The organism is Mesorhizobium sp. NPDC059054 (genome assembly GCF_042739215.1).
Classification (GTDB): domain Bacteria; phylum Pseudomonadota; class Alphaproteobacteria; order Rhizobiales; family Rhizobiaceae; genus Mesorhizobium.
Genome location: NZ_JBHYHV010000005.1, coordinates 444,577 through 461,094, shown reverse-complemented (window position 1 = coordinate 461,094; position 16,518 = coordinate 444,577). Strand labels below are relative to the sequence as shown.

The following is a 16,518-nucleotide window of genomic DNA, read 5'->3' as shown; positions in this document are numbered from 1 at the left end:
CGTCGGCTCACTCCTCGCTGCCGGCTGTGATGGTGACGCGGGCGCCATCGGCAAGATCGGCGGGATAGGGCGAAACGATCCTGCTTTTGTCGTCGATGCCGGACAGCACCTCGATGCCCTTGACGCCGCGGATGCCGGTGCGGATCTCACGCAGCCGTGCCGTTTCTCCTTCGACGATGAAGAGCTTGTTGCCGTCGACCGCAACGGACGGAACCTGAAGCGCGTTCTTTGAAACGCGGACGACGATATTCACGTCCGTCGACATGCCGATCCTGAGCGGCGTGTCGTCGGGAAGGCGGAAGCGGACACGATAGGTCTTCGTGACGGGGTCGCCTTTCGGCGTGATGCTGTCGACGACCGCCTCGAGATTCTGCCCGGGGAACGCGTCCGATTTGAGCACCGCCCGCTGCCCGACCTCGACACGCGGAATGTCCTCTTCATTGACTTCCGCGACCACCAGAAGCGGTCGTGGCTCGCCGACCCAGAACAGGACGCTGCCGAGTTCGGCCACTTCGCCGACCTCGCCATCCTGTCGCAGCACAACGCCGGGGCTGGGCGCACGCAGCAAATAGGTTTCGAGCCGTGCCTTCTGGGCAGCATGCAACGCTTCGGCTTGCGAAAGCTCGCTGCGGGCACGGTCGAGCGCCTGCTGGCTTGCAGCGTTGCGTTCCGCCAGCACCGACCCACGCTGGAACTCCTGTTCGGCGAGCGCCCGGCGCGCCTCCAGCTCGCCAAGCGCGGCTTTTGCTTCGCTGTCGTCGAGACGGGCAAGCACAGCGCCCTGTGCGACCCTCGAGCCTTCGCAATTGCATTGCTCGACGATCCGCTCGCGCACCACGGGCGCCACTTTTGCCCAGACGCGTGGCTCGACCGAGCCGCTCGCATAGACGATCTCCGCGGCATCGCCACGCAAAGGGAGCACGACGGAAACCGCATTCGGCCGCCACAGATACCAGACGATGGCACCGGCCAGGGCCGCCACGATCGCGATACCGACAATCCAACGTATCAGCCGCATGAAACGCTCCTCGAGGGGTTCGAGCGGAGCGTGCTATAACATCAGACCGACCGTCGGTCTATAGAGTTGCACAAGTCGACCGTTCATGCTCCTTTGTGGCAACGCGAAATTGGGGCGTTTCCGCTTGTCGGAAACGCGGAAACGCTCCAGCTACTTGTTTTCATTCAATTCCAGCAAAGGCGCCGCACGCTTTTGCCGGAATTGCTCGAGCGAGAATACTATTGTCCAAGCCAATCAAGCAGCGTGTGATCAAGCAGCCGGAGATACGGTTGGCGGAGCTTTTGGACTGCGCCCAGCGCCTCTTCTTCGAGCATGGCTACGACAACACGACGGTCAACGACATCATCCGCGAGGCCGGTCTCTCGAAAGGCGCGTTCTATCACTACTTCGCCTCGAAGGAGGCGCTTCTCGAGGCGCTTGCGGCGCGCGTGGCGCGCGACAGCCTGGCCGAGCTCAGGCCGATGATCGAAGATCCGTCGCTCGACGCGATCGGCCGCATCAACGCCCTTTTCTCAAACGCCGGGCGGCTGAATGTCGAACTCGCGCCGCAGATGCGCAAGACCTTCTCTGTGCTTTTCCAGCCCGAGAACCTGATCCTGTTCCACCGCATCGAACAGTCGGTCCGCGAACTCGTCCGGCCGATGTTCACCGATCTGCTGAAAGAGGGGGTTGAGGAAGGGGTGCTCGACGTTCCGGACCCGGAGATCTTTGCAGACATGCTCCTGCAGCTCAGGGTGATCTTCCGCGAAGTCATGTATCAGGCCATGCGCAAGGCCGAGCAGGGAAACGTCGATGAGGCGGTATCGATGCTGGAACAGCGACTGGAACTCTATGGCGTTGCCTTTGAACGGCTGCTGAAACTCCCTGACGGAACGATCCAAACCGTGCAGCCGGGCTTTGCCCGGGCCTTCCTGGAGGCGGACACAAAGGGTTGACGATCGGATGTCTCCATGCGGGAGACGCCTGCTACCCGCCGCAGATGAGCCGGGCGTTGAGCAGCCCGTATCGATAGGGTCTTTTGTGAAGGTCGACGGCCAGAGCACCATCGGCAAGGGTGTCGACCTGACCTTCGACAACGGCATCGATGCTTTCGCCTCGATCATCAAGCGGCCATGCACTCTCGACGAAGCTATCAACAAGGGAGAGAAGCTGCTGCGCCGCGCCGCGGAAGACGCCATGCGGATGATCATGGTCGGCACGCGCCTGCGGCCGCCAATGGCTGCATGAGTCTTGCTGCCTGTTCAGGGGGCTGTCCGGTGGGCGAAATGTTCCCAGCTCATCCGCCATGGATCGCCGTCCGAGGCTCTTTCCTCGCCGATCCAGTGGAAGCTGTCGGCCGTGATCTCCGTGAAACGCCATCGCGTTTTCATACCGCGGGAGTCTTCGCCGATCTGGACGATGTCCTTGCCCTCGGCTCGTCCGATCTGGCGCGAATAGTCCTGGTTGAGCGGATCGCTCCAGATGATGTGCCAGCCGTCGATCTCGGGATCGAAGACGCGCAAGGTCGTGCCGTACATAGTGGATGGCTCAGGGCGCCTGGGCCTGATCCAGAGGTCCTGGATCGCACGGCCCTCGAGCACCCAGGCGAAATGGATTTCTCCGGGCCATTTCTCGACTGTGCCGTCGTCGCGGTGGTGGAGCGTGTCCGTCTCCCAGCTGCCGATCAGCCACCCATAAAGGGCCATGTCCTTCACTCGCTCGGCTGGTGGTCCTTCGGATGCGAGAGCGGCGAGAAACGCAGATACAGTCATGGTCACAAGGCCTTTTTGGCTTCGAACAGTCATGGAGTGTCGCACAGGCTTGCTGACACCACTCCTTCAGGAGGGTGCGAGGTCGACTTCCTGTTCAATGTTGCCAAAAGCTGCCGCCAATCGCGCAAGGCAAAGAAGGTTCCCGACCTTGCGACCGTGGAGTGGCGGGAATCCAATGCCTGGAGTATAGCCGGCAAATCAATTTGCCGGCTCGCTTCCCAAGAACGATACGGGATCCGGGCGGGGGGCCTATGGCTTCGGGGAGGTGAACTTCATCGTGTAGACAGAGCCGGCTATGCCTTCTGCCAGCGCCGGTGCGAAGTCGAGAGGCAGGCACTTTGTCACGCCGGCAATGGCCGCATCCGAGAAGGCCTTGGCCGCAGCCTTGTCTCCTTTGACATTGACCGCCGTGGCGCGCGGCGGGCCGATGAGGCTGCCGTCGCGCTTGAAGCTGAAGCTCAGCGTCACCGAGGATCCGTCCGTGTCCGCCGGGGGTGTCCAGCAATTTGTCAGTGCCGTCCCGACATCGTTCATCGTCTTCAGCGTATCCGCCTGCGCTTGCGGCACGCCGATCGTCGCGGCCAGCCCCGTCAGGATTGCCATCTTCGCCATCGCAGTCATTGTATCCCTCCTGGTGAAGCCATCTGTTCGCCGCGAGAACGGTAAGCTTTTTTGTGAACCCTGTCTTCGATCGAGGCCACCTGTTCTGTCGCTCGTTGCCGAAATATTGGCGGCGCAACGCTTTCGAGAGCGCTCCTTCGCTGAAAAAGACAATCGCTCAGGCCGGGGCCGGCCTGAGCATAGACCGGGTTTATTTCCCGGTGCCGGTCAGTTCGCCGCGGGAACGGGACAGTTCGGGTCCCCTTCCTCGCATTTGAGATAACCCTTGAAGTCATCGATGCGGCTTTGGGTGATCGCGGTCTGGCACATCGGGTAGGCCATCCCGGCGATGCTGCCGCCGCCGGCGGTCTGGAAATCGCATTCCCCGTCGCGATAGGCGACCCACGCCTTCTGCGCGGTGACCAGCAGCTTGGTGGTGTCGGGATCGTCCTTCAGTCGCGCCTCGATCTCCTTGTAGAGTTTGTTCAGCTCGGCGTCGGCCTTCTTGAAGACGTTGCCATAACATTCGTTCATGCCCGCCTGCCCGCCTGAGACACTGCCGCAATCCTCGGCACTGGCGGTGGACAGGGGAGCGGCTGTACCGAGAAGAAGGGCAAAAAGTCCTGTCGACAGCTTCATCGATTGTCTCCCTGTGTTGTTCAGAACCGAAACCGGGCTTCCGCACGCCAGGCTGACCTCGATCAGCGCGAGCGGGCCCGTCGTTCGCGGCGGCGGTTTATTTCACGTTCTCGCCTGTCTTCGGGTCGACCTTGATCTCGACCTTGGCACCATCCTTGTTGAAATATTCGATCTCGTAGTAGCCGCGATCGTTCCAATCGACTTCGTCGACATACTGGGTGCCTGGAGCCTGCTCCACCTTGGCAATGATGTCGGCTAATTTTGTGCCTTCAGGAGGCGCCGCCTGGGCACTCAGAGGTGCCAGGATCAAAAAAGCAGAAGCAACAATCAATCGCATTACAGGCTCCGTCGCGGTTTGAATGAGCCCCACACCCAATCGCAATACCCAATATTATTGACAACTAAATGAACACACATGGTCTCAAGGAACAAGTGCCCAAGTAACGAGTGCCAAAGTAACGAGTGAACGAGTAGCAAGCGCCCGAGTAAAAATCGTTTGTGTTGCTTGTATTTTTGATGGGAACAAAACACCGCGGGCCGAAAGTCCCGGATTGCGGGCTGGCTGGCCATGACCGATCGAGCCGCGACGGTGCGCAGCGAACGCGGCCGATGCCGGGTTTTGAAACGCAGGGGTCGCCTGGGGAGAGGAGGGCGCAGCAACAAAGGCCGCCCTTCCATATCATAGATATGGCGCACAACCCTCTTGCTTCAAGGCCCCGACCGCGTCGTAGAAGACTGGCCCCTTACTCACTGCACGAGGTGGCAAATGTCCGAACACGAGATCATCATCGCCGGCGGCGGCCCGACCGGATTGATGCTGGCAGGCGAACTGGCGCTCGCCGGCGTGGATGTCGCGATCGTCGAGCGGCGGACGACGACGGAAGTCCCCGGCAGGCGCGCGGGCGGCCTGCATGCGCGTTCGCTGGAAGTGCTCGACCAGCGCGGCATCGTCGACCGGTTCCTTGCCGAAGGGCAGGCCCACCCCAATGTCGGCTTTCACGTCGCGCTCGACATCAGCGATTTCCCGACAAGGCACAACTACCTGCTTGCGCTGCGTCAGGAGCGCATCGAGCGGCTTTTGGCCGATTGGGTCGAAGAGCTGGGAGTGCCGATCTTTCGCGGCAGGGACGTGGTGGGCGTTGCCGAGGTCGAAGGCGGTGTCCAGGTCTCGACCGCGCAGGGCGTAAACATGCGGGCCGGCTGGCTGGTGGGGTGCGACGGTGGACGCAGCGCGGTGCGAAAATCGGCAGGCATCGATTTCCCCGGCTGGGAAGCCTCGACGAGCTGGCTGATCGCCGAGGTCAGGATGAAGGAACAGCCTGTGCTCGGTTTCCGCCAGACCGCTTCGGGCCGCCACGCCATGGCCATGCTGGACGACGGCGAAAGGGTGGGCGTGGTCCTTGCCGGACAGGATCCGCGCGCCACGGGCGTGCCGTCGCTGGATGAACTCGCCGCCGCGCTGGAGGCGGTCTACGGCACCGACTTCGGCGTGCACGCGCCCAGTTCGATGTCGCGCTTCAGCGATGCGGCGCGCCAGGCGGCCGCCTACCGCAAGGGACGCATCCTGCTGGCGGGCGATGCCGCGCATATCCACTCGCCGATGGGCGGGCAGGGGCTCAATCTCGGCGTCCAGGACGCGGTCAATCTCGGCTGGAAGCTGGCGCGGGTCGTGAAGCGGCAATCACCCGAAACGCTGCTCGACACCTATCAGGTCGAGCGCCATCCGGTTGCGGCACGCGTCCTTCGCAACACCATCGCGCAGAGCGTGCTGCGCTATCCCGGCGAGCGCATTGCGGTGCTCGGAGACTTGGTCTCCGAGCTGCTGGCGATGGAGGAGCCGCGCAGGCGCTTCGCCGCGATGATGAGCGGCCTCGACATCCGCTACGACCTTGGCGAGGCTCATCCGCTGCTCGGCCGCCGCATGCCGGATCTCGACATTGTCACCACCGAAGGGTCGACCCGTGTTTTCGCGCTCCTGCGGGAGGCATGCCCAGTGCTGCTCAGTTTCGGCAAACCGCTGGCCATCGAGAAATGGGCTGACCGGGTCAAATCGGTCGAGGCGACGTTCGAAGGCGTGTGCGAGCTCCCTGCCGTCGGCGTGGTCGACATGCCTGCCGCCGTGCTGACCCGGCCCGATGGGCATGTGGCGTGGGTTGGCGAGGAAGGCCCGGAGGGCCTGTCCGATGTGTTGGGGACCTGGTTTGGCGACTAAATCTCGAAAAGTCAGACGGCAGCGGCCCGTGACGGCCAACTGAGCGTACATCTCAGGCCGCACCGGTCGTCACGGTTGGCTATGGCCAACCGCATGCCCAGTCGGTCCGTGGCAATGGCGGCAATCGTCAGGCCAAGGCCGGTGCCGGGGGTTGTCGTTCCGCGTGTGCGGTAGAAGCGTTGCGTGACGAGCGCAATTTCGTCTTCGGCGATCCCCGGGCCTTCGTCTTCGATCATCATGCCTGCGCCATCCGGCAGCATGCTCCACGATATCCTGCCCTCCGCCCTCGTATGTTCGAGGGCATTTTCATGCAGGTTCCGCAGCACCAGATGCAGGTGCTCGCGATCCCCGCTTACAACCAGGCCGTTCAACCTCGGATCGACCGTTACCTGGAGGCCGGGTGGCGTCTTGCAATCCTTCATCGCGTCCTGGAGCGCGCGGCCGACGTCGACGGCTTCCTGTTGCCGGGGCGGCATCGCATCAAGCTTCGCGAGGGTCAGCAACTGCCGGGTCAGGCGGGTAGCGCGATCCACGGAGGCGATGATCTGGCGCAGTGCCGAAGCGCGGGTGTCATCGTCCCTGGCGGCAAGGGCGACCTGGGCCTGCGTCTTCAGGCCGGCGAGTGGCGTGCGCAGTTCATGTGCGGCGAAAGCGGTGACGTCGCGTTCATGGCGGCGCGCGGCATCCACCTTGCCGAAAAGTCCGTTGAGAGCCTGCAGCAGGGGCCGAACTTCGGAAGGGGCGGCCGCATCGGCGATCGGACGCATGTCGTCGCCATCGCGCTCTGCTATGTCCGCAGCCGTGCGTTCGAGAGGGGAGAGACCGCGGCCCACCCCGAACCAGATGAGCGCGCCGAGGAGTGGGACGATGATGAGCGCGGGGCCAATGAGCCCCAGCACCAGATCGCGCACCAGGCGATCGCGCAGGCCGATCCTGTCGCCAACCGCAACGCGCACGCCCTTCTGCGCGTCGACGATCGTATAGACCCGCCAGCGTTCGCCGCCGATCGTGCGGTCGGCGAAACCTCCATCATCCTGTGCAAGACTGGCTGACGGCGCGCCGCTCGACCGGGCGAGCAGGCGCCCGTCGAGCGACCATATCTGACAGGACAGTTGCCTCTCATATCCGGCCTCCTGGAAGGGCGCCGTGGACGCGGCTGCCGGGACGTTGCCGCTCGGGACGAGCGAATGGACCATCCGTGCCGCTTCCTGGAGGCGCGTATCCAGGACGTGCTCGAGTTCGATGCGGCTTCCGACATAGATCCATATCACCGCGAGCAGCCAAAGGACTCCGGTCGCGGCCAGAAGCAGGACGAACAGGCGGCGCCGGAGGGACGTCATGGCGCGCCGATCCGAAAACGATAGCCCAGGCCGCGCACCGTTTCGATTCTTGCCCGGCCGACCTTGCCGCGAAGATTGTGGATGTGCACCTCCACGGCATTGCTCTCGATCTCTTCCTGCCAGCCATAGAGACGGTCCTCGAGTTCACCACGGGAACGGATGACGCCCGGGCGCTCCATAAGCGCCGACAGGACAGCGAATTCGCGTCTCGACAACGGGACTTCGCGTCCTTCCACGACGACCTTCAGACCGGCAGGATCCAGGACCATTCCGCAAGCGCGCAGCACGGGATCGGCACGACCGTCGCTGCGGCGGGCAGCCGCTCTGACACGCGCTGCCAATTCATCGAGATCGAACGGCTTGCCGATATAGTCGTCGGCTCCCGCGTCCAGGCCCTTTATGCGATCCGGTATCTCGTCCAGCGCAGTCAGGAGCACGACGGGCGTCGTGTCCCCGGCTCCGCGCATCTCGGCAAGCAGGTCCAGGCCGGAACCGTCCGGCAACATCAGATCGAGCACGATCGCCTCGAAACGGGCCACGGCAAGTGCCGCGCGGGCATCGGCGCATCCCGTCACCGCATCCACGGTCCAGCCCGCCAGGCCGAGGCCGACGCGCAGCCCGTCCGACAGGATCGGATCGTCTTCGATGACAAGGATTCGCATTGCCGGCTTCGTACCTCCTTCGAGCACCGTTCTATCCGCACCTTAAGGCTGGCTTAAGGTAACGGGCCGATCCGCGCCACCAGGTTCGAACAACATGGACGCGGAGCCAGCATGTCGCGGTTTTTCAAGATGAGCGTGGTTTTTCTGGCCGTGCTGCCGGTTCTTTTCCTCACCACGCTCGTCAATGCCCAGACACCTCCGCCGGCGGACAAAGTGTTCTCGCTTGCGGCAAGCCGCGGTGGCGACGGTGCAATGACGCTGCGATGGACGGCGGCGCCGGGCAATTATCTCTATCGCGACAGTCTCGAGGCAAAGCTCGATGGTCGCGACCTCGACATCGTCCTGCCTGCCGGCGAGGAAAAGGACGATCCCAATTTCGGCTTCGTGCGAATTTTCCACGGTGGCGTGGAGGGGCAAATCTCCGGTCTGCCGGCAACCGGCGAACTGCAAGTCCGATACCAGGGCTGCGCGGAGCAAGGCATCTGCTACCCCGGCATCGTCAAGAGGGTGGACCTCGCGACGCTGGCGATTTCCAGCACGCGGCTCGGCCTCGGCGGCGAGGCCGTGGCCGATGCACCTCCGCCAAGCGCGACTCCGGTTGCCGCCGACGCCGACCCCGCTGCCGGCTACCTCGCGGGCAGTCCGTTGCTGATGGCGGCCGGCTTCCTGGGCTTCGGTCTGCTGCTGGCGTTCACGCCTTGCGTCTTTCCCATGATCCCGATTCTGTCGGCCATGCTGGCGGGGGCAGGCGAGCGCCTGTCCATGGGCCGTGGCTTCGTGCTCTCGAGCGCCTACGTGCTGGCAATGGCCGCTGCCTATGGCATCGTCGGCCTCGTTGCCGGCTGGTCGGGCGCCAATCTCCAGACTGCCCTGCAGACACCGCTGGCCTTGTCGCTGGCGGCCGCGGTCTTTGTAGGCCTGGCGCTTTCCATGTTCGGTTTCTACGAAATCGCATTGCCGGCGGGTCTCGCCGCGCGTCTTTCGGGCGGCCGGGGCGGCGGATCGGTGCTGGGCGCGGCTGTCCTCGGGCTGGGCTCGGCCTTGATCGTCGGGCCTTGCGTGACGCCGCCGCTCGCGGCCGCGATGCTTTTCGCGGTGCAGTCGGGGGAGGCGGTGAAAGGTGGAGCCGCGCTCTTCTTTCTCGGCTTTGGCATGGGCTTGCCGCTCATCGCCTTCGGCACCTTCGGCGCGCGCATCCTGCCGCGGTCGGGATCGTGGATGGTCCGCGCCCGTCAGGGCTTCGGCGTCGTCTTCCTCGGCGTGGCCGTCCTGCTTGTCTCACGGCTTCTGCCGCCGCCTGCCGCGCTGGCGCTGTGGGGTACGCTGGCCATCGGTGCCGGCGTCTTCCTGGGCGGGTTCGACCCGGTCAGGGCCGGCACCGGCTGGCCGCCGCGGCTCGGCAAGACGGCTGGACTGGTAGCCTCGCTCTATGGCGCCGCTCTTGTCCTCGGTGCGGCCGCGGGTATCGGCGACCCGCTGCGCCCGCTGGCCTTCTTGGCAGTGCAGGACGCCGTTCGCACGCAGCCGTTCGAGGCATTGCGGGTCGATTCACCCGCTTCCTTCGACGCGGCGGTTGCAGCGAATACCGGCAAGCCGATCCTGGTTTCGTTCGGTGCCGACTGGTGCACGGTCTGCAAATCGAACGAGGCCATCATGAACCGGCCGGAGATCCGCCGGCGTCTCGATGCGCTGCCGGTCATCGATGTCGACGTCACCAGGCAGGATGCCGGCGCTCAGGCGCTGATGACGCGCTTCTCGGTGGTCGGCCCGCCGACATTGTTTCTCCTCGATGCCGAGGGCCGCGAGATTCGCGGCTCGCGCATCATCGGCCCGATCACCGCCGATGAGATATCCGGGCGCCTTTCGCGCGCCGGAGCCTGATTCACGCCAAGAGCAAATCCAGAAGAAGACCAAGGAAGACCCATGGACCGCAGACAATTTTGCAGGATGGCCGCCGGAGCGGGCGCTGCCACGCTTTTCATTGCCGCTGCCGGCCAGCGGGCGCTGGCCCAGAATGTCGACGTGAAGGCCATTCTTCATGATCCGGAGGCGCCCGAAGCAGGCAATCCGAAAGGCGACGTCACCATCGTGAATTTCACGGATTACAATTGTCCGTTCTGCAAGAAGGCGGAGCCCGATCTCAATCGGATCGTCAAGGAGGACGGCAAGGTCAGGCTCGTCTACAAGGATTGGCCGATCCTGAGCGAGGCGTCCGTCTATGGGGCCCAACTGGCCCTGGCCGCCAGGTACCAGGGCAGATACGACCTCGTCCATCATGCCCTGATGTCGATACCGGGCAAGAGGATCCCGAAGCCGAAGATGCTGGAGGCCGTGAAAAACTCCGGCGTCGACATGAACCGGCTGAACGCGGACCTGAAGGCGCATTCGGCGAGCATCTCGACGCTGCTTCAGCGCAACCTGGATCAGGCCATGGCGCTCGGGCTGCAGGGAACGCCGACCTATCTTATCGGCCCTTTCAGGACGATGGCGCTGGATTATGACGGCTTCAAGGAAGCGCTCGCCGAGGCGCGCCGCCGTCAGGCAGCCGGAGAACGCATGGAGTGACGCGCACAGTGCTTGCTACGGCGCGCCTTTCAGGTGCGCTTGCCTTGGTGATGTGCCTTGCCGCCTGCGTTTCGGGCCCCGGCGGCGGATCGCCATCCGTGGCGGTCGCCCCGGCCGAACCGGAAGCCGGTCGATACGATGCGGTGGCGAACGAACCGTTCCCGGTTCCGCCGGTCAAGTTGAAGTATCTGAAGCGGCAATTCATGCGCCAGTATGTCGACGACCCCACCGGGCAGCCGCCTGGAACGATCGTGGTCGATCCCGCTCATCGCTATCTCTATCTCGTCCAGGAAGGCGGCAAAGCCTTGCGCTACGGCGTAGGGGTCGGCCGAGCCGGCATGGAATGGTCGGGCGCCGCCAATGTCGCCTACAAGCGTGAATGGCCGCGCTGGACGCCGACCGGAGACATGATCGCCCGAAACCCCGGGACGTACAAAAAATGGGCGGGTGGAATGGACGGCGGTTCGAACAATCCGCTGGGCGCACGCGCGCTCTATCTGTTCGAGGGCGGCAAGGACACGCTTTACCGCATCCACGGCACCAATGAGCCATGGTCGATCGGGAAATCCATGTCCTCAGGCTGCATCCGGATGATGAACCAGGACATCATCGACCTGTATCGGCGCGTGCCCGACGGATCGAGGGTCGTGGTTCTGCCTGTCGCGGCTGGAGTTGCGAAAAGACAAAAAGATCGACCCGAGAGCCCGAGCACCGGAACCTAGACGTTTCTTCGGGCGGAAGCGTGCAGGCGGTGTTTCCGTCTTCGATGACCTCCGCCGCGGCTTGCTCGGACGCATCCGCGGCCGATGGAAGGATAAGTGGCGCATGCTGTTTTAGAACTTCGCGCCAAGGTGCTTTGGCTCTATGGGTCATCGCCTTTGCAGTGCGCTTGGCGCCCGGGCCTATGCGTGCAAAGGTCGCCGCCTTGCCAGGAACCTGCCCATGCCGATTCATCCTGCCTTCACGTCATCGATCGCCGCGCCGCGCCGGGTGCTGTGATGGATCCCGAGCGCTCCAACGGCATCCACCACGTCACGCTGATCACGCGCGACGTGCAGGCGAATGTCGATTTCTATGTCGGCTTCCTGGGCCTGCACCTGGTCAAACGGACCGGCGGCTATGAAGACGGACAGCAATTGCACCTGTTCTACGGTGACGACCAGGGGGCACCCGGCTCCCTTGTCACGTTTCTGGTCTGGCAGGACGGTGCGCCGGGCCGGGCGGGGCTCGGCCAGGTGTCGGAAATCGCCTTTGCCGTGCCGGCGACGAGCATCGGCGGCTGGCTGGTGCGGGCGCTCGACCAGGGGGTGCCGGTGCAGGGGCCTCTGCGCGAATTCGGTGAACCCGTGCTGCGGCTGAAGGACCCGGATGGTTTCATCGTCAAGCTGGTGGGGCTAGCCGAGGGCGCAACCGGTTCTGAAAACGCTGTCGGCAGATTGCGCGCAGTCACCATTCTAACCGGCGATGCCGAAGAGACTTCGGCCTTCGTTCGCCGCTTCGGCTATGCGCCCGGTCCTGTCGCTGAAAACATCCAGCGCCTGGTATCCGATACCGACGCCGTCGATGTGCGCAATGCAGCCGGCTATGTTCCGGGCCTGCCCGGCACGGGCACGGCGGACCATGTCGCGTTCCGAGCTGCCGACGTGGCTGCCTTGCAGGACGTCGAAGCCAGCTTGTCGAGGCTGAACTCGTCGCCGACGACTGTTCACGACCGCAAATATTTCACCTCGCTCTACGTTCGCGAACCGGGTGGCACGCTGTTCGAGCTGGCGACCGACGGACCGGGCTTCGCCATCGACGAGCCCGCTGGGCATCTCGGCGAGACCTTGTTCGTCCCACCGCACGATGCCGCACGGGCCGAGGACCTCAAGGTCATGCTGCCGCAGTTCTCCATGCCGGGCGAACCGCGCCTGCCCAGGCGCGATCTGCCCTTCGTGCATCGCTTCTACACGCCTGAGGATCCGGACGGCAGCACCTTTGTCCTGCTGCACGGAACGGGCGGCAGCGAGGCGGATCTCATGCCGCTGGCGCATCGCATGGCGCCGCGCGCCACCATGCTGGGCGTTCGCGGGCGCAGCCACGAGGAAGGCATCGCCCGCTGGTTCCGGCGCATGTCGCCGAAGGTTTTCGACCAGGCCGATATCCACTCCGAGGCGGAGGCCTTCGAGGCGTTCATGGAAGGCGCGATCTCGGGCTATGGCCTGGAGGCCGGGCGCATCACTTTTCTCGGCTATTCGAACGGCGCCAACTTCGCCGCTGCCGTGATGGCTCTGTATCCGGCGGTGATCCGGCGCGCGATCCTGCTGCGCGCGGTGCCGGTGCTCGATCCGCTGCCGGAGACCGATCTGACCGGAAGCGAGGTGCTGGTCATCAGCGGTGAGCAGGACCCGTTCGGCGACGGCGCGCCGGTGCTTGTCGAATGGCTCGAAACGCATGGTGCGGGCACCGAACATCGCGCGGTCGCCGCAGGCCATCAGTTGACGGCCGACGACGACATGATCGCGCGGCGCTGGCTGAGTGAAAGGAAAAGCCATGGCTGACATTAGAGCGCCGCGCGTCCTTTCGGACGCGCAAAGGTCGCTCTAACACTTTGATCTGGCGCATGATCCTTTCCGAAAATCGATTCCGATTTTCGGGGTCATGCGCTGAGGCCGCCAAGGAGCAGCAGCGGCATGGTCGCTATGTCACCCGCATGGGAGGCGAGGGGATGGTCGTGCCAGAGCCACTTCCTTCCATGCTCCGGAATGGATCCCCGACACGCTCCGGTCGCTCCGCTCCCTCCCGCGGTCGAGGATGACGAAGTTTCCATGTTTCGCGCCAATCGCCAACGTTGCCGTCACCATCAGCGTTGGTGATTAGCCGGTACGCCCCCACGGCCGTCATCCTCGACCTCGTGAGCGACCGCAGGGAGCGGAGAGTGTCGGGGATCCAGTCCGGAACGTGGAAGAAGGCGTGGCGATCCAAGCCATTCTTCAAGAAGCCGAGTGGCAAACGCAATTGCCTGGCGTGGAAGCCGGCATCAGCCTTCGATGTATGCCGCGAAGCCGGCCATGAAATCGCGCAGGCGTTCCCGGATGCCCTCGTCGGTCAGGTTGCCGTCACGGTCGAACACCGTTCCGGCGCGGGCCACGAGCATCCGGCCTGCCGCCCAGTGACGTGTCCCCAGCGTGCGCAGCACCGGCAGCCAGTCGTTCTGCGACAGCACCGTACCGAAGCCGCCCGGCGAGGCGCCGAGCAGCGCCACCGGCTTGCCGCCGAAGTGCCGGGGTATGTCGCTGGCCGGCCGGCTCATCCAGTCGATGGCGTTCTTGAACACGCCGGGGATGCCATTGTTGTATTCCGGCGTCACCAGAAGCAGCCCGTCGGCGGCAAGCAGGCTGTCCTTCAGCGCCTGCACGGCGGGCGGAATGCCGTGCGCGGCTTCGTCATCGGCATTGTACAGCGGCACGTCATGGATCGAGCCGATGACGACATTCGTAGTGGGCGAAGCCGCTGCGGCCGCCGCCTTGAGCAGGCCCGCATTGAAGGACGCCTGCCGCAGGCTGCCGGACAGTCCAAGGATGGTGGTCATATCGCTGTTCTCCCCAAGGCGGTCTCGCGGCGAGCATATCGCCACGAGACCTGTTCATGCTTAGTCCAACGGTTTCAGATTTGCCTCGATCGCGGCGCGCTTGCCTTCCAGGAAGGGCGGCAAAGCGAGACGTTCGCCGAGGCTCTCCAGCGGCTCGTCGGCGGTGAAGCCGGGGCCGTCGGTGGCAATCTCGAACAGGTTGCCACCGGGCTCGCGGAAATAGAGTGAGCGGAAATAGTAGCGCTCGACCTCGCCGGAACTCGGAATCCTGAACTCCGAAAGCCGTGCCGCCCAGTCGCGGATCGCCGGGATGTCGGGCGTGCGGAACGCGACATGGTGGACCGCGCCGGCGCCTTGCCGCGCGATCGGCAGGTCGGGCTGTACGGCGACATGCAGTTCGGCCGCCGGACCGCCTTCGCCCATGGCGTAGACATGGACGTCGCCCTGTCCGTCAGGGGAGGCATAGTGCCGTTCCTGCTTCATATTAAGCACGCGCGTCAGCACCGCATCGGTCGGCCCGAGCGTCGGCACCGAGATGGTGATCGGGCCGAGTCCACGGATCTGGTTTGCGGCCGACACCGGACTGCGATCCCAGGCATGGGCCTCGCCATGGCCGCCGTCGTCGATCAGGCGGAAGCGCTGGCCTTCCGGATCCTCGAATTCGATCGCGGCGCGGCCGTCGATCGTCTTGATCGCATCGGCATCCACGCCGGTATCCTTGAAGCGGGCAGCCCAGTAGTTCAGGCTTTCTTCGCCTGACACGCGCAGGCCGGTGCGGCTGATCGAATGCGTGCCGCGCCGTTCCGGCGAAACCGGCCAGTCGAAGAAGGTGAGGTCGGTGCCCGGCGTGGCTTCGCCGTCGGCGTAGAACAGGTGATAGGCGCTGGTGTCGTCCTGGTTGACGGTCTTCTTGACCAGCCGCAGGCCGAGCGTCTCGGTGTAGAAGCGTTTGTTGGCGGGCGCGTTCGCGGTGATCGCCGTCAGATGGTGGATGCCGGTCAGGTTCATCTCGGTCACTCCTTGTTGGCTGCGACCAGAATGATCGCTTTGTTGTCGCCAATATGAGGGCATCGTCCGCTGCTGTTTAGCCGCTATCTGCCGGACCCGGCGTTCGCGATTCGCGAACGCCCCGGCATCGGAAAACCGTTCGCGAATCGCGAACGGTTTTCCGATGTCGGGTCCGCGCAAATCGGATAGAACGGCGGCATGAAATGGTCGATCGAGGAAATCAGGACGTTCCTGGATGTCTTGGAGGCAGGCACTGTTTCGGGTGCCGCCGCACGCTCCAACCTGTCGAAATCGGTCGTCAGCAAACGCATCACCGATCTTGAGGCTGCGCTCGGCACCGCGCTGTTCAGGCGCCATGCCGGACGCATCACGCCGACGGAAAGCGCCGAGGAACTGGCGCTCAGGCTACGCCCGGCGCTGGCGGAAATGAACGATGCCGTCGAAAGCGCCGCCTGGGGCATGGCCGGCCTCAGGGGATCGCTCGCCATTGCCGCACCGATGAGTTTCGGCATCAGCCATCTCAGCCCCGTGGTCGCCGACTTCGCGCGCCAACATCCCGATCTCGCCATCACGCTCGACTATGACGACAGGACGGTCGACCTCGTGCGCGGCCGTTTCGACCTGGCTGTCCGGATCGGGCAGTTGCGCGATTCCGGGCTGATCGTCCGCAAGCTTTGCGAAGATCCAAGGGTGGTGGTGGCAAGCCCCGACTATCTGGCTCGGCGCGGCACGCCGGAAAGCCTTGAAGATCTGCAGGCGCATTCCAGCATCGGTTATCTCAATGTCCAGGCCGCCAGCGTCTGGCAATTCCAGGGCGAGGACGGGACGGCGACAGGGCTCGCGATGCAGAGCCGCGTCACCGCCAACAATGGCGAGGCCATGCGCGACTTGGCGATCGCCGGCCTCGGTGTCGCGCTGCTGCCGCTGTTCGTTGCCCATGAGGCGCTGCGGCAGGGCCGGTTGGTCAAGGTCGCGGCAAAGCTGACGCCGGTGCCGTTGCCGATCTCGCTCGTCTGGCCGCCGGTCAAGCCGATGTCGATGAAACTGCGCGCGATCATCGATCACCTCGCCAGGGCTTTCGCTGAGCGTCCGCCCTGGCTGTCCTAGAGCATTTCCGCGTTCCTCCGGATCGCGGAACGCTCTAACTTTATT

At 64.3% G+C, this 16,518-nt stretch carries 17 protein-coding genes; 8 read left to right on the top strand and 9 right to left on the bottom strand.

Translation table 11 applies throughout. The features are described from left to right. Positions 1-7: 7 nt before the first annotated feature. On the bottom strand, positions 8-1,018 hold the full coding sequence (locus tag ACFWXH_RS23130) for an efflux RND transporter periplasmic adaptor subunit (RefSeq protein ID WP_379123669.1): 1,011 nt from the start codon (positions 1,016-1,018) through the stop codon (positions 8-10). 269 nt (positions 1,019-1,287) lie between these two features. Here ACFWXH_RS23130 and ACFWXH_RS23125 point away from each other — a divergent pair, with 269 nt between their 5' ends. Continuing rightward, a complete protein-coding gene (locus tag ACFWXH_RS23125; RefSeq protein WP_379123668.1) occupies positions 1,288-1,953 on the top strand; it encodes a TetR/AcrR family transcriptional regulator in 666 nt (221 codons plus the stop codon). 85 nt (positions 1,954-2,038) lie between these two features. Then, positions 2,039-2,245, top strand: a complete 207-nt coding sequence (locus ACFWXH_RS23120) for a glycerate kinase (RefSeq protein WP_379123667.1) — start codon at positions 2,039-2,041, stop codon at positions 2,243-2,245. A gap of 14 nt (positions 2,246-2,259) precedes the next feature. Here the strand turns inward: ACFWXH_RS23120 and ACFWXH_RS23115 are convergent, their stop codons facing one another. The 4 genes from ACFWXH_RS23115 to ACFWXH_RS23100 all read right to left on the bottom strand — a co-directional run bounded on the left by ACFWXH_RS23115 (position 2,260) and on the right by ACFWXH_RS23100 (position 4,345). Then, positions 2,260-2,769, bottom strand: coding sequence for a hypothetical protein (locus ACFWXH_RS23115; protein WP_379123666.1), 510 nt, complete (start codon positions 2,767-2,769; stop codon positions 2,260-2,262). Positions 2,770-3,018: 249 nt separating this feature from the next. After that, positions 3,019-3,390 carry a hypothetical protein gene (locus ACFWXH_RS23110; protein WP_379123665.1) on the bottom strand — a complete coding sequence of 124 codons (372 nt, stop codon included), beginning with the start codon at positions 3,388-3,390 and terminating at the stop codon, positions 3,019-3,021. A gap of 207 nt (positions 3,391-3,597) precedes the next feature. Then, complete coding sequence (locus ACFWXH_RS23105) at positions 3,598-4,008, bottom strand: lysozyme inhibitor LprI family protein (RefSeq protein ID WP_379123664.1); 411 nt, start codon at positions 4,006-4,008, stop codon at positions 3,598-3,600. Positions 4,009-4,105: 97 nt separating this feature from the next. Continuing rightward, positions 4,106-4,345, bottom strand: coding sequence for a PepSY domain-containing protein (locus ACFWXH_RS23100; protein WP_054311725.1), 240 nt, complete (start codon positions 4,343-4,345; stop codon positions 4,106-4,108). A gap of 429 nt (positions 4,346-4,774) precedes the next feature. Between ACFWXH_RS23100 and ACFWXH_RS23095 the strand changes: the two genes are divergently transcribed. Then, positions 4,775-6,220 carry an FAD-dependent monooxygenase gene (locus ACFWXH_RS23095; RefSeq protein WP_379123663.1) on the top strand — a complete coding sequence of 482 codons (1,446 nt, stop codon included), beginning with the start codon at positions 4,775-4,777 and terminating at the stop codon, positions 6,218-6,220. Between the two features lie 11 nt (positions 6,221-6,231). On the opposite strand, the gene ACFWXH_RS23090 is transcribed toward ACFWXH_RS23095, so the two are convergent. Both ACFWXH_RS23090 and ACFWXH_RS23085 read right to left on the bottom strand, forming a co-directional pair. Beyond that, positions 6,232-7,560: an ATP-binding protein gene (locus tag ACFWXH_RS23090; RefSeq protein ID WP_379123662.1), complete on the bottom strand. Its 1,329-nt coding sequence runs from the start codon at positions 7,558-7,560 to the stop codon at positions 6,232-6,234. Beyond that, complete coding sequence (locus ACFWXH_RS23085) at positions 7,557-8,222, bottom strand: response regulator (RefSeq protein WP_379123661.1); 666 nt, start codon at positions 8,220-8,222, stop codon at positions 7,557-7,559. Before ACFWXH_RS23085 ends, ACFWXH_RS23090 begins: the two co-directional genes overlap by 4 nt. Before the next feature lie 111 nt (positions 8,223-8,333). Here ACFWXH_RS23085 and dsbD point away from each other — a divergent pair, with 111 nt between their 5' ends. The 4 genes from dsbD to ACFWXH_RS23065 all read left to right on the top strand — a co-directional run bounded on the left by dsbD (position 8,334) and on the right by ACFWXH_RS23065 (position 13,327). Then, complete coding sequence (gene dsbD / locus ACFWXH_RS23080; protein WP_379123660.1) at positions 8,334-10,103, top strand: protein-disulfide reductase DsbD; 1,770 nt, start codon at positions 8,334-8,336, stop codon at positions 10,101-10,103. Between the two features lie 42 nt (positions 10,104-10,145). Continuing rightward, entirely contained in the window at positions 10,146-10,787 is a 642-nt protein-coding gene (locus tag ACFWXH_RS23075) for a DsbA family protein (RefSeq protein ID WP_379123659.1), read from the top strand. Next, positions 10,784-11,509 (top strand): L,D-transpeptidase, encoded by a 726-nt coding sequence (locus ACFWXH_RS23070; RefSeq protein ID WP_379123658.1) that lies wholly within the window; start codon positions 10,784-10,786, stop codon positions 11,507-11,509. The genes ACFWXH_RS23075 and ACFWXH_RS23070 overlap by 4 nt, the downstream gene beginning before the upstream one ends. A gap of 276 nt (positions 11,510-11,785) precedes the next feature. Continuing rightward, positions 11,786-13,327, top strand: coding sequence for a VOC family protein (locus ACFWXH_RS23065; RefSeq protein ID WP_379123657.1), 1,542 nt, complete (start codon positions 11,786-11,788; stop codon positions 13,325-13,327). A 479-nt stretch (positions 13,328-13,806) separates the two neighbouring features. On the opposite strand, the gene ACFWXH_RS23060 is transcribed toward ACFWXH_RS23065, so the two are convergent. Both ACFWXH_RS23060 and ACFWXH_RS23055 read right to left on the bottom strand, forming a co-directional pair. Next, positions 13,807-14,358: an NADPH-dependent FMN reductase gene (locus tag ACFWXH_RS23060; protein ID WP_379123656.1), complete on the bottom strand. Its 552-nt coding sequence runs from the start codon at positions 14,356-14,358 to the stop codon at positions 13,807-13,809. Positions 14,359-14,418: 60 nt separating this feature from the next. Continuing rightward, positions 14,419-15,366: a ring-cleaving dioxygenase gene (locus ACFWXH_RS23055; RefSeq protein WP_379123655.1), complete on the bottom strand. Its 948-nt coding sequence runs from the start codon at positions 15,364-15,366 to the stop codon at positions 14,419-14,421. 198 nt (positions 15,367-15,564) lie between these two features. Here ACFWXH_RS23055 and ACFWXH_RS23050 point away from each other — a divergent pair, with 198 nt between their 5' ends. After that, positions 15,565-16,473 carry a LysR family transcriptional regulator gene (locus ACFWXH_RS23050; RefSeq protein WP_379123654.1) on the top strand — a complete coding sequence of 303 codons (909 nt, stop codon included), beginning with the start codon at positions 15,565-15,567 and terminating at the stop codon, positions 16,471-16,473. Positions 16,474-16,518: the final 45 nt, after the last annotated feature.